The 25,833-nt window shown below is 62.3% G+C and carries 27 protein-coding genes; 18 read left to right on the top strand and 9 right to left on the bottom strand.

Features of this window, described 5'->3' with window-relative positions; translation table 11 throughout:
* Window positions 1-4: 4 nt before the first annotated feature.
* Window positions 5-319, bottom strand: coding sequence for a hypothetical protein (locus WFR25_RS02110; protein WP_336968060.1), 315 nt, complete (start codon window positions 317-319; stop codon window positions 5-7).
* Between the two features lie 208 nt (window positions 320-527).
* Between WFR25_RS02110 and rpmG the strand changes: the two genes are divergently transcribed.
* The gene (gene rpmG, locus WFR25_RS02115) at window positions 528-695 is read left to right on the top strand and encodes a 50S ribosomal protein L33 (RefSeq protein WP_184081231.1); all 168 of its coding nucleotides are present in this window, start codon (window positions 528-530) and stop codon (window positions 693-695) included.
* A gap of 180 nt (window positions 696-875) precedes the next feature.
* Here rpmG and WFR25_RS02120 read toward each other — a convergent pair whose 3' ends face one another.
* Together WFR25_RS02120 and WFR25_RS02125 are read right to left on the bottom strand one after the other, a co-directional pair.
* Window positions 876-2,747 (bottom strand): PhoX family protein, encoded by a 1,872-nt coding sequence (locus WFR25_RS02120; RefSeq protein ID WP_336968066.1) that lies wholly within the window; start codon window positions 2,745-2,747, stop codon window positions 876-878.
* A gap of 159 nt (window positions 2,748-2,906) precedes the next feature.
* Window positions 2,907-3,269, bottom strand: coding sequence for a response regulator (locus WFR25_RS02125; protein WP_336968067.1), 363 nt, complete (start codon window positions 3,267-3,269; stop codon window positions 2,907-2,909).
* A 71-nt stretch (window positions 3,270-3,340) separates the two neighbouring features.
* Between WFR25_RS02125 and WFR25_RS02130 the strand changes: the two genes are divergently transcribed.
* The 5 genes from WFR25_RS02130 to WFR25_RS02150 are packed head-to-tail and all read left to right on the top strand — an operon-like array spanning window position 3,341 to window position 6,617.
* Window positions 3,341-3,640 carry a DUF3572 domain-containing protein gene (locus tag WFR25_RS02130; RefSeq protein WP_336968069.1) on the top strand — a complete coding sequence of 100 codons (300 nt, stop codon included), beginning with the start codon at window positions 3,341-3,343 and terminating at the stop codon, window positions 3,638-3,640.
* The gene (locus tag WFR25_RS02135; protein WP_336968072.1) at window positions 3,640-4,293 is read left to right on the top strand and encodes an HAD family hydrolase; all 654 of its coding nucleotides are present in this window, start codon (window positions 3,640-3,642) and stop codon (window positions 4,291-4,293) included. The genes WFR25_RS02130 and WFR25_RS02135 overlap by 1 nt, the downstream gene beginning before the upstream one ends.
* Complete coding sequence (locus tag WFR25_RS02140; RefSeq protein ID WP_336968074.1) at window positions 4,290-4,748, top strand: RidA family protein; 459 nt, start codon at window positions 4,290-4,292, stop codon at window positions 4,746-4,748. Before WFR25_RS02135 ends, WFR25_RS02140 begins: the two co-directional genes overlap by 4 nt.
* Window positions 4,732-5,472: a glycerophosphodiester phosphodiesterase family protein gene (locus tag WFR25_RS02145; protein ID WP_336968076.1), complete on the top strand. Its 741-nt coding sequence runs from the start codon at window positions 4,732-4,734 to the stop codon at window positions 5,470-5,472. Before WFR25_RS02140 ends, WFR25_RS02145 begins: the two co-directional genes overlap by 17 nt.
* Window positions 5,469-6,617 (top strand): GNAT family N-acetyltransferase, encoded by a 1,149-nt coding sequence (locus WFR25_RS02150; protein ID WP_336968078.1) that lies wholly within the window; start codon window positions 5,469-5,471, stop codon window positions 6,615-6,617. The genes WFR25_RS02145 and WFR25_RS02150 overlap by 4 nt, the downstream gene beginning before the upstream one ends.
* 17 nt (window positions 6,618-6,634) lie before the next feature.
* Here the strand turns inward: WFR25_RS02150 and WFR25_RS02155 are convergent, their stop codons facing one another.
* Window positions 6,635-6,931 (bottom strand): SEL1-like repeat protein, encoded by a 297-nt coding sequence (locus WFR25_RS02155; RefSeq protein ID WP_336968081.1) that lies wholly within the window; start codon window positions 6,929-6,931, stop codon window positions 6,635-6,637.
* Between the two features lie 193 nt (window positions 6,932-7,124).
* Here WFR25_RS02155 and WFR25_RS02160 point away from each other — a divergent pair, with 193 nt between their 5' ends.
* Window positions 7,125-8,402, top strand: a complete 1,278-nt coding sequence (locus WFR25_RS02160) for a multidrug effflux MFS transporter (RefSeq protein ID WP_336968084.1) — start codon at window positions 7,125-7,127, stop codon at window positions 8,400-8,402.
* A gap of 19 nt (window positions 8,403-8,421) precedes the next feature.
* On the opposite strand, the gene WFR25_RS02165 is transcribed toward WFR25_RS02160, so the two are convergent.
* The gene (locus WFR25_RS02165) at window positions 8,422-10,002 is read right to left on the bottom strand and encodes an amino acid permease (RefSeq protein ID WP_336968087.1); all 1,581 of its coding nucleotides are present in this window, start codon (window positions 10,000-10,002) and stop codon (window positions 8,422-8,424) included.
* 147 nt (window positions 10,003-10,149) lie between these two features.
* Here WFR25_RS02165 and pgeF point away from each other — a divergent pair, with 147 nt between their 5' ends.
* A complete protein-coding gene (pgeF, locus tag WFR25_RS02170) occupies window positions 10,150-10,908 on the top strand; it encodes a peptidoglycan editing factor PgeF (protein WP_336974610.1) in 759 nt (252 codons plus the stop codon).
* A gap of 27 nt (window positions 10,909-10,935) precedes the next feature.
* On the opposite strand, the gene WFR25_RS02175 is transcribed toward pgeF, so the two are convergent.
* Window positions 10,936-11,898 (bottom strand): retroviral-like aspartic protease family protein, encoded by a 963-nt coding sequence (locus WFR25_RS02175; RefSeq protein ID WP_336968089.1) that lies wholly within the window; start codon window positions 11,896-11,898, stop codon window positions 10,936-10,938.
* Window positions 11,899-12,152: 254 nt separating this feature from the next.
* On the opposite strand from WFR25_RS02175, the gene rho reads away from it, so the two are divergent.
* From rho to WFR25_RS02190, 3 genes are read left to right on the top strand one after another with little or no spacing between them, the layout of a single operon-like run.
* Window positions 12,153-13,409, top strand: coding sequence for a transcription termination factor Rho (rho, locus tag WFR25_RS02180; RefSeq protein ID WP_336968090.1), 1,257 nt, complete (start codon window positions 12,153-12,155; stop codon window positions 13,407-13,409).
* A gap of 22 nt (window positions 13,410-13,431) precedes the next feature.
* Complete coding sequence (locus tag WFR25_RS02185; protein ID WP_336968092.1) at window positions 13,432-14,154, top strand: YjbE family putative metal transport protein; 723 nt, start codon at window positions 13,432-13,434, stop codon at window positions 14,152-14,154.
* A gap of 33 nt (window positions 14,155-14,187) precedes the next feature.
* Window positions 14,188-14,733, top strand: a complete 546-nt coding sequence (locus WFR25_RS02190; protein WP_336968094.1) for an AAA family ATPase — start codon at window positions 14,188-14,190, stop codon at window positions 14,731-14,733.
* 14 nt (window positions 14,734-14,747) lie between these two features.
* Here the strand turns inward: WFR25_RS02190 and WFR25_RS02195 are convergent, their stop codons facing one another.
* Both WFR25_RS02195 and WFR25_RS02200 read right to left on the bottom strand, forming a co-directional pair.
* Window positions 14,748-15,698, bottom strand: coding sequence for a quinone oxidoreductase family protein (locus WFR25_RS02195; RefSeq protein ID WP_336974612.1), 951 nt, complete (start codon window positions 15,696-15,698; stop codon window positions 14,748-14,750).
* 26 nt (window positions 15,699-15,724) lie between these two features.
* Complete coding sequence (locus WFR25_RS02200) at window positions 15,725-16,426, bottom strand: dienelactone hydrolase family protein (RefSeq protein WP_336968095.1); 702 nt, start codon at window positions 16,424-16,426, stop codon at window positions 15,725-15,727.
* Between the two features lie 166 nt (window positions 16,427-16,592).
* Here WFR25_RS02200 and WFR25_RS02205 point away from each other — a divergent pair, with 166 nt between their 5' ends.
* The 7 genes from WFR25_RS02205 (at window position 16,593) to pepN (ending at window position 25,150) form a co-directional block, all read left to right on the top strand.
* Window positions 16,593-16,856, top strand: coding sequence for a DUF6489 family protein (locus WFR25_RS02205; protein WP_336968096.1), 264 nt, complete (start codon window positions 16,593-16,595; stop codon window positions 16,854-16,856).
* 26 nt (window positions 16,857-16,882) lie between these two features.
* Entirely contained in the window at window positions 16,883-18,172 is a 1,290-nt protein-coding gene (gene mnmE, locus WFR25_RS02210; RefSeq protein ID WP_336968097.1) for a tRNA uridine-5-carboxymethylaminomethyl(34) synthesis GTPase MnmE, read from the top strand.
* Window positions 18,173-18,239: 67 nt separating this feature from the next.
* Window positions 18,240-20,090: a tRNA uridine-5-carboxymethylaminomethyl(34) synthesis enzyme MnmG gene (mnmG, locus tag WFR25_RS02215; RefSeq protein ID WP_336968098.1), complete on the top strand. Its 1,851-nt coding sequence runs from the start codon at window positions 18,240-18,242 to the stop codon at window positions 20,088-20,090.
* On the top strand, window positions 20,087-20,716 hold the full coding sequence (rsmG, locus tag WFR25_RS02220) for a 16S rRNA (guanine(527)-N(7))-methyltransferase RsmG (RefSeq protein WP_336968101.1): 630 nt from the start codon (window positions 20,087-20,089) through the stop codon (window positions 20,714-20,716). Before mnmG ends, rsmG begins: the two co-directional genes overlap by 4 nt.
* Complete coding sequence (locus tag WFR25_RS02225) at window positions 20,713-21,495, top strand: ParA family protein (protein WP_336968103.1); 783 nt, start codon at window positions 20,713-20,715, stop codon at window positions 21,493-21,495. The genes rsmG and WFR25_RS02225 overlap by 4 nt, the downstream gene beginning before the upstream one ends.
* A complete protein-coding gene (locus WFR25_RS02230; protein WP_336968105.1) occupies window positions 21,492-22,433 on the top strand; it encodes a ParB/RepB/Spo0J family partition protein in 942 nt (313 codons plus the stop codon). The genes WFR25_RS02225 and WFR25_RS02230 overlap by 4 nt, the downstream gene beginning before the upstream one ends.
* A 116-nt stretch (window positions 22,434-22,549) precedes the next feature.
* On the top strand, window positions 22,550-25,150 hold the full coding sequence (gene pepN / locus WFR25_RS02235) for an aminopeptidase N (RefSeq protein WP_336968106.1): 2,601 nt from the start codon (window positions 22,550-22,552) through the stop codon (window positions 25,148-25,150).
* A gap of 62 nt (window positions 25,151-25,212) precedes the next feature.
* Here the strand turns inward: pepN and WFR25_RS02240 are convergent, their stop codons facing one another.
* Entirely contained in the window at window positions 25,213-25,821 is a 609-nt protein-coding gene (locus tag WFR25_RS02240) for an ABC-type transport auxiliary lipoprotein family protein (protein WP_336968107.1), read from the bottom strand.
* Between the last annotated feature and the right edge of the window lie 12 nt (window positions 25,822-25,833).

Consider the following 25,833-nt stretch of genomic DNA (forward strand, 5'->3'; position numbering starts at 1 on the left):
CGTATCAGGCGCGCAGGTGCGGCTGGATCGGGGAAACGAGGATATGAGAGGCCGGAATCACGACCATCTCGACCGCCGCCTCGCGCATAAGGTCCAGATAGGAGAGGACGGTCGGGCCATGGCCGTTGACGGAAATTACGCTCTGCAATGTGTCGGCCAGCCCTTCCACCGCGTCGAAGTGAAAGCTGCGGGCGATATGGCGGATCTGGTCGACCTCATCATGGATGCGCGACGCGGACAGATGCCCGCGCTGTGCCGCCAGCGCGTCGATACGCCGCAATATGTCGGCCCGAATCACCAGTGTCGCATCCTGTCGCATGGGATCGTCCCCCTTGGCCTGTTGCCCCAATAGCGATCATGCGCGCGAGGGATTAAGACCACGTAAACTACGCCATTCTCTATGCCGCACCTGCACCCAACCCTTGACAGCAGCGCGAATCTCGCCCAATGGGCACCGCTGGAACGGGGCGGTCCGGTTGGGGCCGCTTTTCTTTTTCGTCGATTTTTCAAGACCAAGGATTTGGGCCATGGCTAAGCCAGCGACCGTCAAGATCAGACTCGTCAGCTCCGCTGACACCGGCTTCTTCTACGTCACCAAGAAGAACCCGCGCACGAAGACCGAAAAGCTGAGCTTCAGCAAATATGACCCCGTCGTGCGCAAGCATGTCGAGTTCAAGGAAGCCAAGATCAAGTGATCTGACGGTAGCGCAAGCTGCCAAAGATCATCCCGAACCACGTTTGGGATCAAGGCATCCAGGCTTAATGCCGGAACAGGAAAAAGGCCCGTCTCCCTTAAGGGAACGGGCCTTTCCTTGTTGCTGCCTTGCCTTTTTCGAAAATCCCCGACCCGAAGGCCGGGGATTCCCGTCCTGGCCTCAGTTACCGACCGCTGTACCGTCGGTGCGGCGAACGACGATGGTCGAGGAACGGGGCTGCTGCCCCGACACCGGCCAGTTGCCCGTTGGATGCTGAATATTGACAAAGAAGGTGTTGAGGTCCGGCGTATAGGCGAGGCCGGTAATCTCGCAACCCAGCGGCCCCACCAGGAAACGCTTCGACAGCTTGCTGACCTGATCCACATGGAACATCGCATTATGGCCGAAGGCCGCGTCAATGGTCAGGCCAGTAACGCCCGAACTGCCCGGCACGCTATGGTCGGTCTGGACCCACATGCGACCCTTGGGATCGATGCGTAGGCCATCGGGGCTTGAGAATGTGTCACCGTTGATATTACCCACCAGATTGCTGCCACCGGCTGACAATTTGGGATCGCCCGCCAGCAGGAAGATTTCCCAGGTAAACTTCGTCGCCAGCGGCGAGTTGGCCTCTTCCTTGAACTTGATGATATGGCCGTGCAGGTTGGTGACACGCGGATTGGCGGCGTCGGTGACGCGGCGGCCACTGTTATTGGTGAGCGTGCAGTAGATCGCGCTGTTGTCAGGCGCGACCGTCAGCCATTCGGGTCGATCCATGATCGTGCCGCCAGCAACCCGGGCAGCCGACTGGGTATTGATCAATACGTCGGACTGGAAGTTGAAATTAACGACCGTGGGGGTCGGCACGGTTGTGCTTTGGCTGGTATTACCGGGATCGCTGGCGCCTGCGACCAGACCGTTCTGGCCCTGCACCAGGGCGCGCCATTCACCTGTGCCGTCCGCGTTGAAACGGGCGACATAGAGCGTACCGTCATCGAGCAGGCCGATATTGGCCGCCCGGTTGGTACTGTTGAACGCCCGCTCAGGAATGAATTTGTAGATACAGCCGGGCGTGTTGTCGTCACCCATGTAAAAGGCGACACGTTGATTGCTGTCCGTCATATAGGCGACATTTTCATGGTTGAAGCGGCCCATGGCTGTGCGCTTGGTCGGTGCGGCCAGTTCCTGATAGGGGTCGATCTCGACCACCCAGCCATAATTTGTGGCAGGCTGTGTCGGATCGAGATAGTTATCCATCGTCTCTTCACAGGTCAGGTAGGTGCCCCAGGGGGTGCTCCCCGACGAGCAATTATTGAGTGTGCCCTTGATGGTGCCCGACAGTTGGCCAGCGGCGGGGCCGCCAACGCGATAGCTGGTGTTGCCGGTATAGCGTTTGTTATATTTCGATCCAGCCTTGACTGCCCATTTGCCGTCCGTGCCCTTGGCGATCTCGATCACGGAGACACCTACGGCGGAAAGGGCAAGCGCCTTCTGGTCGGCCGTGGCGGTCGCGGCGTTATAGCTGCCGGAGAACAGGATATTAAAGTCAGGCAGTTCGTGGTTCATCACCAGCAGGCCGCTTGCATTGGCGTCCGCGCCGGTCAGGGTGAAATATTCCATGCCGTCATGATTGCCGCCCGCCCATTTCTCGGCATCGGCGGGGGTCGGGAAGCTGCCCGAATAGGGGGTGCCAGTTTCGACCGAATCGCCCGCCTTCAGCAACACGTCGACGGTGTAGCCGGTCGGCACGGTGACGGTGTCGTTCTGGTTGAGGGCTACCGGCGCGAAGTTGATCCCGTAACTGGGGGCGGGGGTCGGCGTGGGTGTGGGGGTCGGCGTCGGTGCAGGCGTCGGCGTTACGTCGTCGTCATCGTCGCACGCGGCCAGCGTTCCCAGCATCGGCAGGATCGACAGGCCCAGCAGGCCATTTTTCAGGATGGAGCGGCGGCCCGGATTGGCCGCGACGATCGCTTCCAGGCAATCGTCGCCAAAGCCGATCTGCGGCTGCGCGTCTCGGAAAGGCGCGCGCGCCTCGTCGGTCAGATGTGACATGAATATACCCCTGTATGTGCCGTTATGGCTTTACGGCGGCAAGGCGCCGCACACTGCCCGGTTGACAGAGGGGAATGACTTGGGGAGGACGGACCGATGACGGACCGATGAAATGTGCGTGACGATCCGGTGACAGGGCCAAGTGACAGGCCACTCGACTCAAAGCAGCGCGTTCACCTGCTCGATGAAACGCAGCACGGAAATCGGCTTGGACACATAGGCTTCCGCTCCAGCCTCACGGATGCGGTCCTCGTCCCCCTTCCCGGCATAGGCGGTGACGGCCATGATTGGCGCAACCGCAAGGGCCGGGTCTGCCTTCAGCGCAATGATCAGATCCAGGCCGCTGACATGGGGCAGATGAATGTCCATGATCACAAGGTCCGGCATGAAGGCGCGCGCCTGTTCGACAACGTCGCGCCCATCCCGTACCGCCATCACTTCATGCCCATGGGCACGCAGCAGGTCGCAAAAAAGTTTGAGATTGAGTTCGTTATCCTCGACAACGAGCACGCGCTTTGCCACCAGTCACCCACATCCTGTAAAAAGCCTGGTTGCGCCGTGCCGCGCACGGCTCACCTGCCAGAGGCCCGATCATGCGACCCGACAGTGAAATTGGCAAGGGCGGCGCCCCACGCAAAGAAGGGGTAACCGACGCCACAACCCTCTCGCTGATGGCGCTGGGCTGGATCGTAGCTGATAGCCGACGCGCCGACAGGCTGCTGGCGCTCACAGGTCTCGACGCCGACGCGCTGCGGGCAGGGGTCAACGATCCGACGGTGCTGGGCGCTGTGCTCGGTTTCCTGGCCGAACATGAGCCTGACCTGCTTGCCTGCGCCGACGCCATCGGCTCCAGTCCAGAAGCGCTGGTCGCTGCACGAAAGGCACTGACATAATGACCCGCCCGCTCATCATAACCGATTGCGACGAGGTGCTGCTGCACATGATCGTCCCGTTCCGCCAATGGCTGGACGAAACGCATGCAGTCCATTTCGATGTGCGCGGCCAGAATTTCACCGAGGCACTGCGCCACAAGGACAGCGACCTGCCGGTGGAGCGGGAACTGGTCTGGGAATTGCTGGTCGCCTTCTTCGACACCGAAATGCACCGGCAGGCGCCGATCGCTGGCGCGGTCGAAGCGCTGCATGCCCTGTCGGCAGACGCCGATATCGTCGTCCTCACCAATATCGGCGAGCGGCATCATCTGGGGCGGGTAGAACAACTGGCCGGGCACGGCCTGCATCTGCCGGTCTTCTGGAACCAGGGGGGCAAGGGCCGCCCGCTCGCCCGCATCGTCGCGGATCGGCAACCCAGCGTTGCCCTCTTCATCGACGACCTGGGCGAACATCACCAGTCGGTGGAGAAGCATGCGCCTGGCGTCTGGCGGCTGCATATGGTCGGCGAACCGGAGGTGGCCGTGAATGTGCGCCCCAGCCCCCATGCCCACACCCGCATCGACGACTGGGCCAGCGCGCGCGACTGGATCGCGCAGCACCTTGCCCAAGGACCGGCCCCCCTTATCCCATCCATGGAGATTACATCATCATGAGCATCGAAGCCCGCCTCGCTGAACGTAACATCGTGCTGCCGCAGGCGGCCGCCCCGGTCGCCGCCTATGTCCCTGCCGTCGAGACAGGCGGCCTGCTGCATATTTCCGGCCAGCTTCCCTTTCTGGATGGACAGGTGATGACGGGTCGGCTGGGCGAGGACCGCGACCTTGATTATGGCGTGGAGGCCGCACGCCGTTGCGCCCTGATGCTGGTCGCCCAGATGAAGGCCGCGCTTGGCAGCCTCGACCGGGTTAGCCGGATCGTGAAGCTCGGCGCGTTCGTCAACAGCGCGGGCAGCTTTACCGATCAGCCCAAGGTCGCCAATGGCGCGTCCGAACTGATGGTCGAGATTTTCGGCGACGCGGGCAAACACGCCCGCAGCGCCGTGGGTGTGCCGGTCCTGCCGCTCGGCGCCGTTGTTGAAGTGGATGCGATCGTTGAGGTCCGCGCCTGATCAGGCCTTCCTGACCGCGCGCCCTTTCGCCCATCGTGGATTGCATGGAGACGGGGCGCATGGCGGGGGGCGTAGCGAAAATGGCATGGCCGCCTTCCGCGCGGCCATCGCCGCTGGCTTTGGCATCGAGTGCGATGTGCGCCTCAGCGCCGATGGCGTGGCGATGATATTCCATGACGCCACGCTCGACCGACTGACAGGGGAGGCGGGGTCTGTCGCAACACGCGACGCTGCGGCTCTTGGCGCCCTTTCCCTGCCCGACGGTGGCCCGATTCCCCGCCTTGCCAGATTGCTCCCCCTCACTACCGCCAGCGCAACGCCCCTGCTGATCGAGGTCAAGGTCGATGGCCATCAGGTCGCCCCGATTTGCACGGCCGTTCTGGCCGACATCAAAGCGACGGGTACCGCAACTGTCGCCATCATGTCCTTCAATCCGCTCGTCCCCCGCTGGTTCGCCGTCCATGCGCCGCATGTGCCGCGCGGACTGGTCGTTACGCAGCGCGACAGCCACGGTCTGCGCGGTATAGTCAGCCGCACCCTTGCGCTTGCCCTTGCCAGACCCGATTTCCTGGCCTGTGACATATCCGATCTTCCGTCGTCGCTCGCCATCCGCGCCCGCCGCCGGGGCTTGCCCGTGCTGAGCTGGACGGTACGCACCCTGGAACAGCGCGAGCGCGCCGGAACCCATGCCGACCAGATCATCTTCGAGGAGGTGGCCGCATGAACGATGTCGTCGCCCGCCTCGCCAATGGCGTGTCGGAAATCCCGAAAGATCAATGGGACGCCTGTGCCGGGAGTGCCAATCCCTTCGTCAGTTGGGATTTCCTGACCGCGCTCGAACGGTCGGGCAGTGTCGGACCGGGCACCGGCTGGCAACCGCTGCCCATATTGATCGACGGTGCGGATGGACGCCTTGCCGCCGCCGCACCCGCTTATGCCAAGACCCACAGCCAGGGCGAATATGTGTTCGACCATGGCTGGGCCGATGCGTGGCAAAGGGCAGGGGGCGATTATTACCCCAAGATCCAGATCGCCGCGCCTTTCTCACCCGTACCCGGCCCGCGCCTGCTGCTGCGCGATTCGTCGCTAGGCCCCGCGCTGATCGCTGGAATCGAAACAGTGGTGGGCCAGAACGAACTCTCCTCCGCCCACGCCACTTTCGTCGAGGAAAGTCAGCTTCCCGTTTTCGAGGCGGCAGGCTGGCTGATCCGCGAGGATAGCCAGTTTCACTGGATCAATCAGGGCTATAAGGATTTCGGCGATTTCCTGGCCGACCTCTCCAGCGCCAAGCGCAAGAATATCCGCAAGGAACGGGAACGCGCGGTGCAGGGGCTGGAGATCGTCCACCTGACCGGCGCTATGCTGACCGAAGCGCATTGGGACATATTCTGGCATTTCTATCAGGACACGGGCGCCCGCAAATGGGGCCAGCCCTATCTCACCCGACCCTTCTTCTCGCTGCTGGGCGAGACGATGGGCAACAGGATATTGTTGATGTTGGCCATGCGGGAGGGGAAGCCGATTGCAGGCGCGCTCAACCTGATCGGCGCGGATACGCTGTACGGCCGCTATTGGGGCTGCGTCGAAGACGTGCCCAATCTGCATTTCGAACTCTGCTATTATCAGGCGATCGACGTCGCCATCACGCGCGGCCTCAACCGTGTCGAGGCAGGAGCGCAGGGGAGCCACAAGCTGGCGCGGGGCTATACGCCAGAGCCGACATGGTCGGCGCACCATATCCCTAATCCGTCGTTCCGCCGTGCCGTAGCCGATTTTCTCAAGGCCGAGCGGTCAGGGGTCCAGCAGGACCGGTCATGGCTTCGCGAACATGCGCCTTTCCGCAAGGACGGGTCGCACCGAGCGGACTGATCCGCCTGTAAGCCCTGTCAGGCGGCGCGAGCCTGTGTCGCGATGATCCAGGCGCGCGCTTGACGCTGCGCCTCGGCGATTTCGCGCGCGGTCATTTCCTCAGCAATGTCGGAGCGAAAGGACTGCGCCGCCTCACTGCCGTTCAAGGCAGCGATATTGAACCATTTATGCGCCTCGATCAGGTCAATATCGACCCCGCCGGTGCCACAGCTATAGGCCATGCCCAGATCCAGACAGGCATCGGGCGAACCCGTGGCTGCGCCCGACAGGCGACTTTCGATCAGAAATTGCGCGCTTTTTAAACTGCTACCCATGGCCATACCTTTGCGGACGGATTTCGGTAGGAGGCAAATTGCACCGGCAGGCGATAAAAAATGGTTAACGCACACTCGCACTTTTACAGATTCAACGCTGCACTTCCGCGCGTTTGCAAGGTTAACGCGCCAAATCGGACAAAATGGCGATTCGCACTGGCGTCTTGCGGCCAACGGTCCCATATCCGCCGCAATGCAGCATAGTCCGCCCCCGCCCGCTCCGGCAGCCGACGCGCCGGCCATTGGTTTTCACGAATTCGTTCTGCTCTGCGCGGCGCTTATGGCGATGAATGCGCTGTCGATCGATCCGATGCTACCAGCCCTGCCAGCCATCGGCCGCGATCTGGCCATCCCGCATCCCAACGACCGGCAGATGATCATCAGCGTCTATTTCCTGGGCGTAGGAATTGGCTCGCTGTTGTTCGGTATCCTGTCTGACCGTTTTGGACGAAAGCCGGTCATGGGCGTCGCGCTTGGCCTGTTCGCCCTCTGCACCGTCGCCTGCGCCGCCGCGCAAAGCTTCACCATGCTGCTTGTCGCGCGCGGCTTGGCGGGCTTCTTTGCGGGCGCCAGCCGAGTCATTACCGTCGGCATCATCCGCGACAAGTTTCACGGCGATGCCATGGCGCGCGTCATGTCGCTGATCTTCGCCGTCTTCATGATCATTCCCGTACTCGCGCCCAGCTTCGGCCAGGCGGTGTTGTGGGTCGCTCCCTGGCGCTGGATCTTCTGGACGCTGGCAATTCTGGCCGTCCTTGTCACCGCCTGGATGATGGCGCGGATGACCGAAACGCTGCGCCCTGAAAACCGTCTGCCGATCGATCCGCGCGGGATCGGGGAAACCATCGGCCGGGTCGTCACCCATCGCCTCGCGATCGGCTATATGCTGGCCAGCGGCGTCATCATGGGTGGGTTGGTCAGCTTCATCCTGTCGGTGCAGCAGATATTCTTCGACATTTTCGACGCTGCTCGCGTGTTTCCGCTCGCCTTTGCGGCGATGGCGGGCTGCATGGGGGTAGGGGGCCTCGTCAACAGCCGCCTCGTCCAGCGTTTCGGCGCGCGCCGCATGAGCCAGACCGCACTGGTGGCCCTGATTTTCATCTCGATCGTGCATCTCTTGGTCGCCTTGACCGGTATCGAGACGATTGTGACCTTCGTCACCCTTCAGGCGATAACAATGCTGACGGTTTCCTTCACTGCGTCCAATTTCAGTTCCATCTCCATGGAGCCGTTCGCGAAAGGGGCAGGCGTCGCCTCGTCCTTCCAGGCATTTCTGACCACCGCTATCTCCAGCGCACTGGGCGCTGGCGTCGGTGCCGCCTTCAACGGCACCACGGTGCCGTTGTCGATGGGCTTTCTGGTTTTCGGTGTCGTTGCCCTGGGAATCGTCGCCTGGGCAGAGAAAGGGCAGCTCTTCACCCGTCCCCATCATGACTTGCTGCGCGACCGGGCCAGCGAAACCATCCGCTGACCCGATAAGCGCTTGTCTCTTATGCGTCCTGGCCGCCGGGGGTGGGCGCACCGGGCATCGGTGGCACTGGCTGCGGGGGGATGCCCTCATCGCCCTCATGGGTATCGCTGATTCCGCGACCAACATGGCTACGGCGATAGCTATAGGCGAAATAGACGATCAGGCCGACCGCTGCCCAGCCGACGAACATCAGCTTCGTCTCCGTCCCCAGGCTGAAGAACAGGTAGAGGCAGCCCAATATGGCGATCGGCGCCGTCACCATGATGGCGGGGGTACGGAAGGGGCGTTTGCGACCCGGATCGGTCCGGCGCAGCACCATCACAGCGATCGACACGGCGGCGAAGGCGAACAACGTGCCCGAGTTGGAGATGTCCGCAAGGATGCCAACCGGGAAGAAAGCAGCGAACAACGCCACGAAAATGCCGGTCAGGATGGTGATGACATAGGGCGTTTTGAAGGTCGGATGCACCTTTGAGAAGACGGCCGGGAGCAGGCCGTCACGGCTCATGACGAAGAAGATGCGGGTCTGGCCGAACATCATCATCAGGATGACCGAGGGCAGGGCAAGACCGGCAGCCAGGCCCAGCAGGTTGCCGATCTGCGGCCAGCCGATTTCGCGCAGCGTCCAGGCCAGCGCTTCCTTGGAACAGGTCACAGCCTCGGTCCCCGCCGCCGCCAGCGCCGCGCATTGTTGCGACAGGGCGGTGGAACCGGGGGCGAGCGCAATGCCGCCCTGCGCGATGGGGATGGCGCCCTGCGTCACCGGCTGCGCGCCCACGGTGCCGATCACGCCTGCGGCGACCAGCATGTAGAAGATGGTGCAGATGCCCAGCGACCCGATCAGGCCGATCGGCATGTTGCGCTGTGGATTTTTTGTTTCCTCCGCCGCTGTCGAAACAGCATCAAAGCCGACATAGGCGAAGAAGATCGAGGCCGCCGCCGCCGAAATGCCGGAAAATCCCAGCGGCGCGAAGGGCGTGAACTTCTCCATGTTGATCACAGGCAAGGCAAGCACGATGAACAGCGTCAGCGCCGCCACCTTGATCAGCACCAGCACGGCGTTGACGGTCGCGCTTTCCTTCGTACCGATAACCAGCAGCCAGGTGACCAGCCCCGCGATCATCATCGCGGGCAGGTTGACCATGCCGCCGTCAAACGGGCCACGCGTCAGAAGGTCGGGTATGTCGATATGGAAGCTATGTTCGATAAGGCCGACGACATAGCCCGACCATCCGACAGACACCGCCCCAGCCGCGACCGCATATTCCAGGATCAGCGCCCAACCGACCATCCAGGCGATCAGTTCGCCCATCACGGCATAGCTATAGGTATAAGCAGAGCCGGAAACCGGCACCATCGCCGCCATCTCCGCATAACAGAGCGCCGCCACGGCGCAGACGAAACCGGCGATGACGAAGGACAGCATCATGCCCGGCCCGGCCTTCTGCGCGGCCTCCGCCGTCAGCACGAAGATACCGGTGCCGATGACGGCGCCGATACCCAACATCGTCAACTGGAACGCGCCCAATGAGCGCGTAAGCGACTTCTTCTCGGCCGTCGCCAATATGGCGTCGAGTGATTTTACGCGCCCGAAAATCATGGATGGAGGACCTTTTTCTGTGTAGCCCGGCACGCCACCAAGCGCGCCCCTTTTGCTTATGACCGGGAGACTATCGCCAATTTCGACGCGCGCAAGTATGTTGCGTGTTGAAGACATGGACGTTGATGCGACGGAAAAGGAGGCATGGTGGTCGAACTGTTGAATGCGCGCGCGCTGAGTGAGGTGCGGCATGGTTTCGCAGGACGGCGGGGCGGGGTTTCGACCGGCATTCATGCGGGCCTCAATGTCGGGCTGGGATCGCAGGACGACCGCGCGGCCATCCTGAAAAACCGCGATCTTGCCCGCGATGCGGTCCTGCCCGGCAGCATCCTTGTCACCGCGCGGCAGGTCCATTCCCCCGATGTGGTGACGGTCACCACAGCCATCCCGGAAACAGACCGCCCCGCCGCCGACGCGCTCGTCACGGACCGCCCCGGTCTGTTGCTGGGTATCCTGACCGCAGATTGCGTGCCGGTGCTGTTCGTGGACCCGGTCGCCGCTATCGTCGGCGCTGCCCATGCCGGGTGGAAAGGCGCGATAAGCGGCGTCACCGACCGCACGATCGACGCTATGGTTGCGCTGGGAGCTGATTCCACGCGAATCGTCTGTGCCATCGGCCCCTGCATTGGTCGCGCCTCCTATGAAGTGGGCGATGATTTCGCCATCCGGTTCGAGGAACATGCCCCGGACAACGCCCGCTTCTTTTCCCCCGCCCGCGAAGGTCACAGGCTTTTTGACATCGCTGCCTATGTCGCCGCCCGCCTCGCCGATTATGGCATCGGCCGGGTCGAAATGCTGGACGAGGATACCTACGCCCAGCCTGACCGTTTCTTCAGCTATCGCCGCGCCTGCCATCTTGGCGAGCCGGGCTATGGGCGCCAGATATCGATGATTGCAGTGGGTTAGACCGGGCCGATTCGTTCGGCTCCATGGTCACGGCATGTCAACCCCACCCCTCGCATCCGCCAGTTGCGCGCCCGCCAACGATCCCTGATCCGGAATCATGAAGTCGACCTTTCCGCGTCCAAAGTCGATCGCCACCCGATCGAATACCTTGAGCGCATTAATACCCAGCAAGAGGGCAGGGCGGTCATGCAGGTCCAATTCCTCGAAGGGGCTGGCTTCGGCAAACAGCACCGGCAGATCGACGAGCGTCGCCCCGCCCATCTTCACTGTGCGGAGTATCGCGATCTGCCCGATCAGCACGCCGCCCGTGACGCTCGTCAGGCTCGCGGGCGTAGTGGCAGGGGCACGCCCCTTTTTCGTCAGCTTCGCCAGCAACGCCATATTACCGACACTGATATTCGTGCCGGTGTCGAGGATGATGTTGACCCTACTGCCCTCGACAGTCGAATCGAGCAGGATCAACTGACCATTACGCCGTCGCGCCTCGACGATGATCGCATCCGACTCCGGCCGGACGCGCCGGTTGCTGGCGCTGATCTCCATCCGTCCCGTGCGGAAATTGAGCAGCAGTCGCTTCGACTGCAATCCATCCAGGCCCAGCAGTCCGGGCGCGCCCAGATGATCGCCATCCAGCACCGGCGCCTCTATATCCTTGATCGTGGTCGTGCCAAAGGCGATCGGCGGCAGGTCCACGCTGCCGACATCCGAACGGCCGGTCATGCTCAGGATCGTCACCCGCCGCGCCTCCACAAGCGCCAGCCTCTGGGCCAGGTCACGCGATATGACCGTTCGCTGCGCACCGGTATCGATGACGAAATTCCAGGTACCCTGCACGCCTATACGGATGGGGATGGTCAGCCGGTCGTCACTCGCCGGCCCTGTTCGAACCACTGCGGGCGGCGTGTCCGGGTCAAGCCCCGCGTCCTCCTGCGCCAGCAGAAGGCCCGGCCAGAAAGCCAGGAAAGCGGCAACAGCAGCAACGCAACGCATGGCATCACTCTCCGGATTTTATGGCGACGATTATAGCATGAACGCCCCACCAGCGTCCATTGACGCGCACGCGCCTTGCTTCGTCGATTTAGGGGGAGAAATAGGCAGCATTTCTCCGCATCTGCTTGACTTGGACGCATCCCGCGCCAAACGCTTTTTTCTCCCATGCCGCCCGGCGCGGGCCTATTCTTGTGCCACATTCTGCCGGGCCATTCTCCAAAGCCTCATTCCACCCTGAAGCGGACAGACGCGACATGCATCTCAAGGACCTCAAGAAACAACCACCAGCCGCGCTCGTCACCATGGCGGAAGAGCTGGGCGTCGAGGGCGCGTCGACGCTGCGCAAGCAGGATCTGATGTTCGCGATCCTCAAGGCCGAAGCCGAGAATGGCGAACAGATCATGGGCGAGGGCACGATCGAGGTGTTGCAGGACGGCTTCGGCTTCCTGCGTAGCCCCCAGTCCAATTATCTGGCCGGTCCCGATGACATCTATGTATCGCCAAATCAGGTCCGCAAGTTCGGCCTGCGCACCGGCGATACGGTGGAAGGCGAAATTCGCGCGCCCAAGGATGGCGAGCGCTATTTCGCGCTGACCAAGCTGATGTCCGTCAATTTCGACGATCCCGACGTGGTCCGCCATCGCGTCAATTTCGACAATCTGACGCCGCTCTATCCCGAACAGAAGCTGTCGCTCGACACGCTCGACCCGACCGTCAAGGACAAGTCGGCCCGCGTCATCGACATCATCTCGCCGCAGGGCAAGGGCCAGCGCACGCTGATCGTCGCACCACCCCGCGTCGGTAAGACGGTGATGCTGCAAAACATCGCCAAGGCCATCACCGACAACCATCCCGAAGTGTTCCTGCTGGTCCTGCTGATCGACGAGCGGCCTGAGGAAGTCACCGACATGCAACGCAGCGTGAAGGGTGAGGTCGTGTCCTCGACCTTCGACGAGCCTGCAACGCGCCACGTCCAGGTCGCCGAAATGGTGATCGAAAAGGCCAAGCGCCTCGTGGAACACAAGAAGGATGTCGTCATCCTTCTGGACTCCATCACCCGCCTTGGCCGCGCCTACAACACCGTCGTGCCCTCGTCGGGCAAGGTGCTGACCGGCGGCGTCGATGCCAACGCCCTGCAACGGCCCAAGCGCTTCTTCGGCGCGGCCCGTAACATCGAGGAGGGCGGCTCGCTCTCCATCATCGCGACCGCGCTGATCGACACCGGCAGCCGCATGGACGAGGTGATCTTCGAAGAGTTCAAGGGCACCGGCAACTCGGAAATCGTCCTCGACCGCAAGGTGGCCGACAAGCGCATCTTCCCCGCGCTCGACGTCGGCAAGTCGGGCACCCGCAAGGAAGAGCTGCTGGTCGACAAGGCCAAGCTCTCCAAAATGTGGGTGCTGCGTCGTATCCTCATGCAGATGGGCACGATCGACGCTATGGAGTTCCTGCTCGACAAGATGAAGGATTCGAAGACGAACGAAGATTTCTTCGATTCGATGAACCAGTAAGACGGAGCTTCGTTAGGCCGCCATGATCGACCTTCTCGCCACCGCCGCCGCCGCTGCCCAGGGACTGGGATCGCCCGCCGACATCTGGGGGCATATTGTCCATGATTTCAGTAATATAACCAGTCCAAGTGCGCTTGCCGCCTTCGGTCAGGTGCTGATGATCGACATTTTGCTGGCGGGCGACAACGCCATCGTCGTCGGCGCGCTTGCCGCCGGGCTGCCGCCGCAGCAGCGCCAGCGGGTCATCCTGATCGGCATCATCGCCGCGCTGGTACTCCGCATCGGCTTTGCGCTGGTGGTCAGCCAGTTGATGCAGATCGTCGGCCTGATCCTGGCGGGTGGGCTTCTGCTCCTCTGGGTCAGTTGGAAGATGTGGCGCGAACTGCACCCCAAGCGGGGCGGGGAGACGCCGGGCGACACCAGCGACGATGACATCTCCGGCCTTCGTCCGGCCAAGAGCTTCGCCGCCGCCGCCTGGGCCGTGGCCGTTGCGGACGTCTCGATGAGCCTGGACAATGTGCTCGCCGTCGCTGGCGCAGCGCGCGATCATCCGGGTATTCTCATCATCGGCCTGATCCTGTCGGTGGCCCTGATGGGTATCGCCGCCAACGTCATTGCCAAATATATCGAGCGATTCCGCTGGATCGCCTATCTGGGCCTCATCGTCATCGTCTATGTCGCGTTCAAGATGGTCTATGACGGCTTCGTTGACCAGAATGTGGGTATCCTCACCCTCTTCTCCTGATCTGGGCGCTCAATCCCAGCCGCTGGTGATGACGTGACATTACACGTCGTCACTGGCGGCCCCGGATCGGGCAAGACCAGCCTGATTAACGCCCTTGCTGCAGCCGGCCATCCCACTCTTCCGGAATCGGGTCGAAACATCATCCGCGAACAGGTAGCGACGGGAGATCGTGCCCTGCCATGGGATGATCAGGAGGCTTTTGCCCAGGCGATGGAAGCGGCCGACAGGCGCGCTTATGCCGCCATGCCGAACAGAAATGGTGCGGTCTTCCTGGATCGGGGGCTGCCCGACATCATCGGCTACAGGGCGCTATCAGGCCTGCCTATCAGCCCCACATTGGAAGCGGATTGTCGAGCGACCATCCGCTACGCATCCCCGATCTTCATCGCACCGCCCTGGCCCGAAATCTACGCAACCGACAGCGAGCGTCGACAGGATTTTGGAGAAGCTGATCGTACCTGCGCCTTCATGCGCGAAACCTACGCTGCCCTGGGCTATGCGCTTGTAGAATTGCCGCACGCTTCGGTGGCCGAACGCGTCGCTTTCATCCTGCGTTCGGCAGGTGTCTCAGCGGCATAGCCGACTGCCCCCCTTCATGGCACCAATATAGTTGCCCCGGTTGTCGCCCGTGCCTCAAGTGCCCGGTGCGCCTCCGCCGCGTCAGCCAGTGCAAATCGCTGCCCGATCACCGCCTTAACCACGCCCCGCGCCATTCGGTCGAACAGCCGCTCCGCCGTATGCGTCAGCGCGTCCGGCGTCGCAATATAGTCAAATAAAGTCGGGCGCGTCACATAGAGCGACCCACCCTTGCTCAAGTCCAGCAGGCTGACGGGCGGCACAGCTCCCGACGCATTACCAAAGCTGACCATCAACCCCCGCCGCTTCAGACAGGCAAGTGATGCCGCCCAGCTATCCTTGCCAACCCCATCATAGACGGCATCGACGCCCTTTCCGTCCGTCAAATCGCGCACCGCCTCGGCTAACGCAGCGAAGTCTCCATGCAGGCTATGGTCCGCTGCAACCTGCGCGGCCTTTTCCGCCGATCCGCTATGGGCGATCACAACAACACCCTTGTCCCGTAGCCAAGGCACCAGGACCGACCCCACGCCGCCCGCCGCCGCATGGACCAGCACCACCTGACCTGCTCTCAAATCGATCATGTCTTCAGCGAGGTAACAGGCGGTCATTCCTTTAAGCATCATCGCCGCCGCATCTTCGGCAGGAATCGCATCGGGCAAGCGCACCGCCTTGTCCGCCGCGATGATCCGATGGGTCGCATAGGCACCAAGTCCACTCACGCAGCCCACCCGATCACCGACAGCAAAGCCGCCGACACCAGCGCCCACCGCCAATATCATACCCACACTTTCCGATCCCAACGGGACCGGAAGCGGGGCAGGGTAGAGGCCCGTGCGATAATAGGTGTCGATGAAATTAAGCCCGATCGCCTCCTGCACGACCAGCATTTCACTGTCACCGGGAACGCCGGGATCAAAATCCTGCCGGGCGATCACCTCCGGTCCGCCATGGGCGGAGGCAACCATCCGCCATGCGGCGCTCCCGCCCGACATCAGGCGAGATGCTCGGCAAAGAAATCAGCCGTGCGCCGGTCCGCCAGTGCAGCAGCTTCCTCATTCCGCCGCAGCCCCGACTCGGCGGCAAAGCCATGATCCAGCCCCTCATAGTCAAACAGCGCCACATGGCGATTGTCTGCCAGCCCGTCATGCATTGCTTTCTGAGTCGCGGGCGGCACAAAGCCATCGGCGGTCGGCACATGCAGCAGCACCGGTTTACCGATCGCCTTCTGCTCGCCCAGCAGCCCGTCGATGCCCACGCCATAATAGCCGACAAAGGCATCGCCATCGGTGCGACAGGCGGACATGAACGCTATCCGTCCCCCTAAGCAGTAACCCACCAGACCGACCTTACCCGCACCGCCCAGCGCAGCGCGCGCCGTCTTGATCGTAGCCTCGATGTCCTTGATCCCCTGATCCTGATCGAACTGGCCAAACAGACCCAGTCCTTCCTGCAACTGCTCGGGCACATCGGCGTCCAGTTCAATATGCGGCCGAATGCGCCAGAACAGATCGGGCGCATAGGCCAGATAACCCGCCTTTGCCCAATTGTCGCACTTGCGCCGGATACCTTCATTCACCCCGAAAATCTCCTGGATGACGATAATCGCCGCGGTTGGCTCGCCCTGCGGCTTTGCGACATAGGTATCAAACGGCGCTCCGCCTTCCAGCGGGGTCACGGGCTGAAACTCTGCCATGGGATAAGGCTCCTTCTCCTTTGGGCGATGCCGATCTGACTCGCATCCACCACGCATAATGGCTTCGGCAGCGGCAAGTGCAAGTCACGATGAACGCACAGGATTTGGCTTTTTTCACCTTTTGCGGCATGACAGGGCAGAACCGGTATCAGCAAGGATCAGCGCCATGAAAGTCACCGTCGATGTGGATTGCTCCCCGACCGAAGCGCGCGCCTTTCTGGGGCTTCCCGACCTGACCCCATTGCACGACAAATATGTGCAAACGGTGCTCGACAGCTTCACTGGAACAGGCAGCCTCGATCAGGTTGAAAGTCTGATGAAGTCGATGTCACCAATGGGTGATGCGGGCATCCGCATGTTCAAGCAGATGATGGATTTGGGTATGGCGTCAGGCGGAATGGGAACGACCAAGGACAAGAAAGGCGACTGACGCCCCGCGCGCCGAACATCGCAGCCATGACCGACACGATCTTCGCCCTGTCGAGCGGCGCACCACCTGCCGCCATTGGTGTGATCCGTGTCAGCGGGCCGCTAGCGGGGAGGGCGCTGGAAGCTTTGAGTGGTCGCCTGCCGCCCCCACGTCGTGCAACCCTTGCGCTGCTGCGCGCACCGAACACCAGCGATTTGCTCGATCGAGCCTTGCTCTTATGGTTCCCAGGGCCGGCAACAGCCACAGGTGAGGATCTGGCCGAACTCCACTGCCATGGCGGTCGCGCGGTGGTCGAAGCGATAGCTTCAGCGTTGGCGACGCTGCCGGGACTGCGCGCAGCGACGCCTGGGGAGTTCACCCGCCGCGCCTTCGATAATGGCCGCATGGACCTTAACGCAGTCGAGGGGCTAGCCGACCTGCTCACGGCTGAAACCCAACAACAGCGCCGCGCCGCGCTGGCAATGGCCGAAGGGCATTTCTCGCGACGTATAGAGGGATGGCGACAGACCCTGCTCCAACTCTCCGCCATGACCGAAGCGGCGCTTGATTTCTCGGATGAAGATGATGTGCCCGATGCCGAAATAGAACAACGCATCGGCGCGGGCATAGCCACCCTCGCGAAAGAGGTTGAGGTCGACCTAGCGCGCCCTACCGCTGAACGTTTGCGCGACGGCATTCGTGTCGCTCTCGCCGGGCCGCCCAATGCGGGCAAGTCGACGCTGCTCAATGCACTCGCCGGGCGAGACGCCGCGATCGTTTCTGACATCGCCGGAACAACCCGCGACCGGATCGAGGTGCCTGTGGCAATCGGTGGCATTGCCTTTCTGCTCACCGACACGGCGGGCCTGCGCGATCAAACCGACGACGCGATAGAGGCCATCGGCATCGCCCGCGCGCGTGATGCCGTTGAGGCGGCTGACATCGTTCTCTGGCTGGGCGATCCCACAACGCCGCCTCGTGCTGACGCGATTCTCGTCATTGCTCAAGCCGATCGTCTGACCCATCCGCTGACTGCACCCGACACAATCCCGCTGTCCGCGATCACCGGGCAGGGGATGGACGCGCTTTATGCGGAACTGTTAGCCAGGGCCGCTCGTCTCCTGCCTGCCGAGGGCGACTATGCGCTGCAGGCCCGCCAACGCGAAGCCGCTGGGACGCTCCATCACCATCTGCGCGCCGCCGCCGAGACTGGCGACCTTCTCATCCTCGGTGAAGAATTGCGGGCAGCGCGCGGCGCAATCGACCGCCTCACCGGACGCGCGGGTACGGAGGATATGCTCGATACCTTGTTCAGCGGTTTTTGCATCGGCAAGTGAGTTCGTTGTTCCACGTGGAACAGGAGAGCATATGGACCGCGCGCCGGAAAAACGGTAAGGGGTGGCCATGCAAACAAGCTATGATGTGATCGTGGTCGGTGGTGGCCATGCCGGGTGTGAGGCGGCGGCGGCGGCGGCGCGCAAGGGCGCATGCGTGGCGCTCCTGACCTTCGACCGTGCGACCGTCGGGGCCATGTCCTGCAATCCAGCCATCGGTGGGCTGGGTAAGGGGCATCTGGTCCGAGAGGTCGACGCGCTCGACGGCCTTATCGCTCGCGCCGCCGATGCTGCTGCCATTCACTATCGAATGCTGAACAGCAGCAAGGGTGCCGCCGTCCAGGGACCGCGCATCCAGGCCGATCGCAAACGTTATCGCGCCGCCATCCACACCATGCTCGACGCTCAGACCGGACTCTCGATCGTCGAGGGCGAAGCGGTTGGACTGGTTGTGACCAATGGCATTGTTTCAGGCCTGACCCTCGCCAGCGGCGACACCCTGAACGCGCCCGCCATCGTACTTGCTACCGGCACATTTCTCGGCGGAAAACTATTCCGGGGCGAGGATGTCGATCTTGGTGGTCGCACGGGTGAGCGCGCTGCCACGACGCTTGGCATCCAGCTCCGCGCCCTCGGCCTGCCCATTGGTCGGCTCAAGACCGGAACACCCCCGCGCATCGACGGGCGCACGATCGACTGGGCTGTTCTTGAATCCCAGCCTTCCGACAGCGGGCATTGGACCATGTCGCCCCTCTCTGCCGGTCGAACGCTGCCGCAGCTTGCCTGCGCCATCACCCGTACCAATGCGGAAACGCATGCGATCATCCGCTCCGGTCTCGATCGCTCGCCGCTGTTCAGCGGCGCGATCGAGGGGAGGGGACCGCGCTATTGCCCTTCCATCGAAGACAAGATTTTTCGCTTCGGCGATCGCGACGGCCATCAGATTTTTCTGGAACCGGAAGGACTCGACGATCCGCTCGTCTATCCCAATGGCATCAGCACCTCGCTTCCGGCAGACATCCAACTGGCAATGGTCCGCTCCATGGCCGGCCTCAGCCGCGCGAAAATCGTCGTGCCCGGCTATGCCGTCGAATATGACCATGTCGACCCACGCGCGCTTTCCGCCTCGCTTGAAGTCCGCGCACTGCCCGGCCTGTTCTGCGCGGGCCAGATTAACGGCACCACCGGCTATGAGGAAGCCGCCGCTCAAGGGCTGATCGCCGGCGCCAACGCTGCGGGCCGCGCCAATGGTTCGGCGCCGCTGATCCTCGATCGCGCAGACTCCTATATTGGCGTGATGATTGACGACCTTGTTCTTCAGGGCGTGACCGAGCCTTATCGTATGTTGACTGCGCGCGCGGAGTATCGCCTGCGCCTGCGCGCAGACAATGCGGCAACCCGCCTGACTCCGATCGGCCTCTCACATGGCTTGATCGGTCCCGACCGCACTCGCCACTTTTCCGAGCGCCAATCTTGCCGCACCCATGTTGAAACTGCGCTGTCGGCAGAACTGACCGCCAGCGAGATGGCACGAGCAGGAGCAAGCGTTCGTCAGGACGGCGCGCGCCGCTCGCTGTTCCAATGGGCACGCTTCCCGGAAGTGGGTGCAGACCTTCTCCTCCGACTTGCCCCCGCACTGGCCGAGGCGCCCATCGACCTGCGCGAAGAGATACTGGAAGATGCCCACTATGCGCCTTATCTCGAACGACAGCGGGCAGAGATTATAGACCTGCGCCGGAACGAACGGGTCACCATTCCCGCCGATTTCGACTTCACCCATATTGGTGGTCTGTCGACCGAAATGCGTGAGCGCCTGGATGCTGCCCGCCCTGAAAGCCTCGCGGCCGCCGCCCGTGTCCGAGGCGTCACCCCGGCTGCGCTTGCCGCGATCCTGACTCATGTTCGGCGGCGAGTAGCATGACCGAAGATGAAGCCCTGTCCTGGCTCACGGCCCATTTCGCTGTTCCACGTGAAACATTGGACCGATTGGAAGCCTATATCACTCTACTCTTTGCCGGAATGGCAGAGCAGAATCTTATCGCTGAATCGACGCGCGAGCATGTCTGGGCGCGCCATATCGTCGACTCGGCCCAGCTTCTCCCGCTTGCCCGATCCACGCCAGGCACGTGGATGGATCTCGGCTCCGGCGCGGGCCTGCCGGGCATCGTCGTTGCCATCCTATCCGACCGGCCGGTCATGCTGGTCGAATCCCGCCGCAAGCGGATCGACTTTCTGAAGGTCGTTGCTAACAGCCTCGTTCTGAACAACGTCACTGTCTTTGGTGGCCGGGTCGAAGCGGTCCCTACCTACGCTTCCGCTATCATTAGCGCCCGCGCTTATGCCCCGCTGCCACGACTCCTCGCGTCCGCCGTCCATCTCGCCGACGAAAAGACACTTTGGTTGCTGCCCAAAGGGCGAAATGCACAAAATGAACTGGAGGCGACGCGCCCATCATGGCAGGGTGTGTTTCACGTGGAACAGAGCGTGACAGATCCCGACAGCGCGGTGGTCGTTGCCACAGGCATCAAACAGAAAGGTCGTCGATGATCCGGATAGCGATAGCCAACCAGAAGGGCGGAGTGGGAAAGACCACGACTGCGATCAATCTGGCGACCGGGCTTGCCGCCACCGGTTTGCGCGTGCTGCTTGTCGATCTCGATCCGCAGGGCAATGCCTCGACCGGCCTTGGTGTCAGCCAGGCCGAGCGGGACCGGTCGAGCTACGATCTTCTGGTCGGCAATTGCGGGCTAGACGATGCGGTCATCGAAACCCGTGTCCCCAAATTGTCGATCGTCCCCGCGACCCAGGATCTGTCCGGAGCAGAGATCGAACTGATCGATTATGAAGAGCGCACCCATCGGCTGGAGCGCGTCCTGTCGGAAGCCTCCTCCGCCCGCTGGGACATCTGCCTGATCGATTGTCCGCCCTCGCTCGGACTCCTCACCATCAACGCCATGGTCGCGGCGCAATCGCTCCTCGTCCCTCTGCAATGCGAATTTTTTGCGCTGGAAGGTCTCTCGCAACTGCTCCAGACGGTCGACCGCATCCGTGGGCGCTTCAATCCCGGCCTGTCGATCCTGGGCGTCGCGCTCACCATGTATGATCGCCGCAACCGTCTGACCGATCAGGTGGCAGACGATGTACGCGCGTGCCTTGGTGATCTCGTCTTCACTACGGTCATTCCCCGCAATGTTCGCCTGTCTGAAGCACCCAGCCACGGAATGCCGGCTCTGATCTATGATTTCCGCTGCTCTGGGTCCGAAGCCTATATGCGTCTCGCCCGCGAACTTATCGCGCGCCTGCCCGCCCAAGAGGTAGCGGCATGAGCGAAGCAACCAGCGACAAACCCAAGACAGCAGCCGCAGTCAAGCGCAGTCATGGCCTTGGTCGCGGTCTCTCCGCGCTATTGGGTGATGCGCCTCCGCGCGAAGAACCCGTTGCTGCGGGTGGGGTCGCTCCACCCACTAGTGGCAAGGCCGTGCAGAGCATCGAGATCGCGCTCATCCATCCGCACCCCGAACAGCCCCGCCGTCATTTCGACGAAGGCGCCCTTCAGGAATTGGCTGACAGCATCGCCAAGCGCGGCGTCATCCAGCCAATCATCGTCCGCGCGCATGGTGGGGGGTTCCAGATCGTCGCCGGTGAACGGCGTTGGCGCGCCGCGCAACGGGTGCATTTGCACCGTATTCCCGCCATCGTTCGCGACTTCAACGAAGCCGAAACGCTGGAAATCGCCCTTATCGAAAATATCCAGCGCGAAGAGTTGAATCCGATCGAAGAGGCCGAAGCCTATCGCAAGTTGATCGGCGAGTTCGATCATAGTCAGGAGGCGCTTGGCCGTCTCGTTGGCAAGTCCCGCAGCCACATCGCCAACCTCATGCGCCTGCTTGATCTGCCCCAGTCCGTTCAGCAAGCGGTGATGGAACAGCGCCTGTCGATGGGCCATGCCCGCGCGCTGATCGGCATAGCCGATTGCGAGGCGTTAGCCCGCACGGTTGAGCAAAAAGGGCTTTCGGTCCGCGACACCGAAAAGCTCGTTCGTCGGACCAAGAAGGGGGAAGGCACTGATGCCCCGCGCAGCGGCAACAACGCTACAAGCGGCAAGGATGCCGACATCGAAGCGCTCGAACTGCATCTCGCCGACATATTGGGCTTGAAGGTAGAGATCGCGCATGAGCAGGGTGGCGGCATACTCTCGCTCCGCTACTCGACCCTCGATCAGCTCGACATGCTTTGCCAGCGCCTTTCTGGCGAGCGTATTTAACCGGTTTTCGTGATCCCAGCGTAGGCCGGGGTCACCGGCGTCAGTCGCACTCCCAGCGCCACGAAAGCCTGTCGCAACCACTGGCCTTTTACCCGGCAAGCCCTTAGCTATGGGCGATGGCCGATATCCAATCCACTGGCGCTGCAGCGCCCATCGTCATCCGCCGTTCCGATTATCGCGCGCCCGACTGGCTAGTGCCGGACATTACGCTGGACGTCTCCCTTGACGTCTTGTTGACCCGGATTCACGCAACACTCAGCGTCACGCGCAACGGCAACCATGATCGCGCACTGCGCCTCGACGGCGACGGTCTGGTTCCGCTGGAGGTTCGCGTCGATGGCCGGGCACTGGATGCCGGAGAGTGGACCATTGATGGCGGCGCGCTCGTCATAACCCTCCCGACCGATACGCATAGGATTGAAACGCTGGTGGAGATTTCTCCGCAGGCCAACAGCAAATTGATGGGTCTCTATGCCAGCGGCGGTCTGCTATGCACTCAATGCGAGGCCCAGGGATTCCGCCGCATCACCTTCTTTCCCGATCGCCCGGATGTCCTGTCGCGCTACCGCGTCCGCATGGCCGCTGACAAAGCGACCTATCCCATCCTGCTCGCCAATGGTGATCCGGTGGGGCAGGGCGATCTGGAAGGCGGCCGTCACTGGGCCGAATGGACCGACCCCTTTCCAAAGCCATGCTATCTGTTCGCGCTGGTGGCGGGCGACCTGGCGTGCAATGCCGACAGCTTCATGACCATGAGCGGCCGCGAGGTTGCCCTGGGTATCTGGGTCAAGGAGGCGGACCTGCTGCGCACCGCCCACGCCATGAAGGCGCTCAAGGATTCGATGGCGTGGGACGAACGGGTCTATGGCCGCGAATATGATCTGGACGTGTTCAACATCGTTGCGGTTGCGGACTTCAACTTCGGCGCGATGGAGAATAAGGGTCTTAACATTTTCAATTCACGCTACATTCTGGCCGATCCAGAAACCGCGACCGACATTGATTATGATGGGGTGGAAGGCGTCGTCGCCCATGAATATTTCCATAATTGGTCGGGCAATCGCGTGACCTGTCGCGACTGGTTCCAGTTAAGTCTCAAGGAAGGCTTCACCGTCTTTCGCGATCAGAATTTCTCCGCCGACATGGGGTCGCATGCGGTCAAGCGGATCGAAGACGTCCGCATATTGCGCGCGGCCCAGTTCCAGGAGGATCAAGGACCGCTCGCGCACCCCGTTCGTCCTGAATCCTATATGGAAATCAGTAACTTCTACACCGCCACCATCTACAATAAGGGTGCCGAGTTGATCCGCATGATGGCGCTGATGCTGGGCGCTGAACGGTTCCGCGCGGGGAGCGATCTCTATTTCGATCGCCACGATGGCGAAGCCGCGACCTGTGAGGATTTTGTCCTCGCGATGGAGGAGGGCGGGGGGATCGACCTCACCCAGTTCCGCCATTGGTACGAGCAGGCAGGCACGCCTCGCGTCAAGGCGCTGCTCTCCCACGACGCGGCGAGCGCAACTGTGACACTGACCCTGGAACAGAGCATGCAACCGACAGCCGGCCAGCCGGTCAAGCAACCCATGGCGATCCCGCTCCGCACCGCGCTGTTCGATCCCGCCACACAGGCGCATCAGGGCGATCACCTCCTCATGCTGACGCAAGAGCAGCAGAGCTTCACTTTCGCCGGTTTCACCAACCTGCCCATCCTGTCAATCAATCGCGGCTTTTCCGCGCCCGTGATTCTGGACGCCAACCGCAGTCAGGCCGATCTCACCTTCCTGTCGGCGCATGACGACGATCCCTTCGCCCGTTATGAAGCGATACAGCAGTTGATGGTCAACGTCCTGATCGGCGCTGTCGCTGGCCAACCGACAGATGAAGACGCGGTTATCGCCGCTATCCGCAACACCGCGACCGACCCCGTGCTCGACCCCGCTTTTGTCGCCGAAGCCATCCGTCTGCCCAGCGAAGCCTATCTGGGTGACCAGATGGGACAGGTCGACCCGGATGCCATTCATGCCGCGCGCGAAGCGCTTCAGCGCCGTATCGGCGCCGATCTGGAGCCGATCTGGCGCGATATCCATGACCGGACGGAGGCCAACGGCTTCTCCCTGTCCTCCGCTGCCAAGGGCGCGCGCAAGCTCCGCAACTCAGCGCTTGCCTATCTGATCGCCTCGGGCGCTTCAGACGGCCCGGCAATCGCCTTCTCCCAGTTCGATCGCGCCGACAACATGACCGAGCGGCAGGCCGCGCTGGCAATCCTGGCAAACGGCATCAGCGACGAACGGGAAGCCGCGCTCGACATATTCTACAATCGCTATGCCGCCGATCCGCTGGTGCTGGACAAATGGTTCCAGACCCAGGCGCTATCTTTCCACCCCGACACCGTCGCGCTGGTCGAGGAACTGGGACGGCACAAGGATTTCACCCTCGCCAACCCTAACCGCGTCCGCGCTCTTTACGGTGCCTTCACGGCCAACCAGTGGGCCTTTCATCATAGCTCGGGGGAGGGCTATCGCCTCGTTGCAGACTGCATCATCGCGCTGGATGCCCTGAACCCGCAAACCGCTGCCCGCCTCGTCCCGCCGCTCGGTCGCTGGAAGCGCTTCGACGAAGACCGGGCTGCGAAGATGCGCGCCGAACTGCAACATATTCTGGCCACCACCGGCCTGTCCCGCGACGTGACCGAACAGGCGATGAAGAGTCTGGAATAAAAAGGGACGGCGCGCGTCATAAACGCCCCCGCCCCCGACGAACCATCATCACACCATGAGGCTTATCGAGTCGCCGCAACCCAGGCGGCGACATCCGCCGCCACCTTGTTCGCCGCAGCATTAAGCGGTGCGCCGATGCTCAAGGCATCGACCTTGCCCACCGGCACACTCGCCGAAAAACGCTGCTTGACGATGGCCGTCCCGCCTTCGCCCGCCATGATCGCATCGAAGGTCACGACGGCGCTATTCGTCTGTGCATCAATGCCGAACTGCACCAATTCGCCGGTCAATCGCTGGGTCGGATCGGCCGCATATTGCCCCGGCTCCAGCACGATCCGGTCGCTGCCCGCCGCAATCGTCTCCGACAGGAGCTTGCGGAACAGGTGGCGCGGCGTATCGGTCCATTGCGCATCCGTCACATAAGCGACGGAGGTCGGGCTGACCTGCACCGGCACGCGGACCGTATCAAGCAGCTTGGGCGCATCGGGATCTGCAATGACCAGACTGCCAACATCATTCCCACGGCGCACCGTTCCGGGTGCCACTGCCTGAGTGGCACTAAGCGTCAGGAGCTGCGAAGGCGGCTTGGCGCCAAAGGATACGCAGCCCGTCAGCCCGAGTGCAACGGTGAACGCCAGGATCGCACCGGCGGGTTGTTTCATGTGGAACATCCTGTGCATCCT

The organism is Sphingobium aromaticiconvertens (genome assembly GCF_037154075.1).
Lineage (GTDB): Bacteria > Pseudomonadota > Alphaproteobacteria > Sphingomonadales > Sphingomonadaceae > Sphingobium > Sphingobium aromaticiconvertens.

What these genes read in the sequence shown, in the direction of transcription:
- WFR25_RS02110 (WP_336968060.1), bottom strand. Translation starts at nt 319, where the DNA reads ATGCGACAGGATGCGACACTGGTGATTCGGGCCGACATATTGCGGCGT.
- rpmG (WP_184081231.1), top strand. Translation starts at nt 528, where the DNA reads ATGGCTAAGCCAGCGACCGTCAAGATCAGACTCGTCAGCTCCGCTGAC.
- WFR25_RS02120 (WP_336968066.1), bottom strand. Translation starts at nt 2,747, where the DNA reads ATGTCACATCTGACCGACGAGGCGCGCGCGCCTTTCCGAGACGCGCAG.
- WFR25_RS02130 (WP_336968069.1), top strand. Translation starts at nt 3,341, where the DNA reads ATGCGACCCGACAGTGAAATTGGCAAGGGCGGCGCCCCACGCAAAGAA.
- WFR25_RS02135 (WP_336968072.1), top strand. Translation starts at nt 3,640, where the DNA reads ATGACCCGCCCGCTCATCATAACCGATTGCGACGAGGTGCTGCTGCAC.
- WFR25_RS02140 (WP_336968074.1), top strand. Translation starts at nt 4,290, where the DNA reads ATGAGCATCGAAGCCCGCCTCGCTGAACGTAACATCGTGCTGCCGCAG.
- WFR25_RS02150 (WP_336968078.1), top strand. Translation starts at nt 5,469, where the DNA reads ATGAACGATGTCGTCGCCCGCCTCGCCAATGGCGTGTCGGAAATCCCG.
- WFR25_RS02155 (WP_336968081.1), bottom strand. Translation starts at nt 6,931, where the DNA reads ATGGGTAGCAGTTTAAAAAGCGCGCAATTTCTGATCGAAAGTCGCCTG.
- WFR25_RS02160 (WP_336968084.1), top strand. Translation starts at nt 7,125, where the DNA reads ATGCAGCATAGTCCGCCCCCGCCCGCTCCGGCAGCCGACGCGCCGGCC.
- WFR25_RS02165 (WP_336968087.1), bottom strand. Translation starts at nt 10,002, where the DNA reads ATGATTTTCGGGCGCGTAAAATCACTCGACGCCATATTGGCGACGGCC.
- WFR25_RS02175 (WP_336968089.1), bottom strand. Translation starts at nt 11,898, where the DNA reads ATGCGTTGCGTTGCTGCTGTTGCCGCTTTCCTGGCTTTCTGGCCGGGC.
- rho (WP_336968090.1), top strand. Translation starts at nt 12,153, where the DNA reads ATGCATCTCAAGGACCTCAAGAAACAACCACCAGCCGCGCTCGTCACC.
- WFR25_RS02185 (WP_336968092.1), top strand. Translation starts at nt 13,432, where the DNA reads ATGATCGACCTTCTCGCCACCGCCGCCGCCGCTGCCCAGGGACTGGGA.
- WFR25_RS02195 (WP_336974612.1), bottom strand. Translation starts at nt 15,698, where the DNA reads ATGGTTGCCTCCGCCCATGGCGGACCGGAGGTGATCGCCCGGCAGGAT.
- WFR25_RS02200 (WP_336968095.1), bottom strand. Translation starts at nt 16,426, where the DNA reads ATGGCAGAGTTTCAGCCCGTGACCCCGCTGGAAGGCGGAGCGCCGTTT.
- WFR25_RS02205 (WP_336968096.1), top strand. Translation starts at nt 16,593, where the DNA reads ATGAAAGTCACCGTCGATGTGGATTGCTCCCCGACCGAAGCGCGCGCC.
- mnmE (WP_336968097.1), top strand. Translation starts at nt 16,883, where the DNA reads ATGACCGACACGATCTTCGCCCTGTCGAGCGGCGCACCACCTGCCGCC.
- mnmG (WP_336968098.1), top strand. Translation starts at nt 18,240, where the DNA reads ATGCAAACAAGCTATGATGTGATCGTGGTCGGTGGTGGCCATGCCGGG.
- rsmG (WP_336968101.1), top strand. Translation starts at nt 20,087, where the DNA reads ATGACCGAAGATGAAGCCCTGTCCTGGCTCACGGCCCATTTCGCTGTT.
- WFR25_RS02225 (WP_336968103.1), top strand. Translation starts at nt 20,713, where the DNA reads ATGATCCGGATAGCGATAGCCAACCAGAAGGGCGGAGTGGGAAAGACC.
- WFR25_RS02230 (WP_336968105.1), top strand. Translation starts at nt 21,492, where the DNA reads ATGAGCGAAGCAACCAGCGACAAACCCAAGACAGCAGCCGCAGTCAAG.
- pepN (WP_336968106.1), top strand. Translation starts at nt 22,550, where the DNA reads ATGGCCGATATCCAATCCACTGGCGCTGCAGCGCCCATCGTCATCCGC.
- WFR25_RS02240 (WP_336968107.1), bottom strand. Translation starts at nt 25,821, where the DNA reads ATGTTCCACATGAAACAACCCGCCGGTGCGATCCTGGCGTTCACCGTT.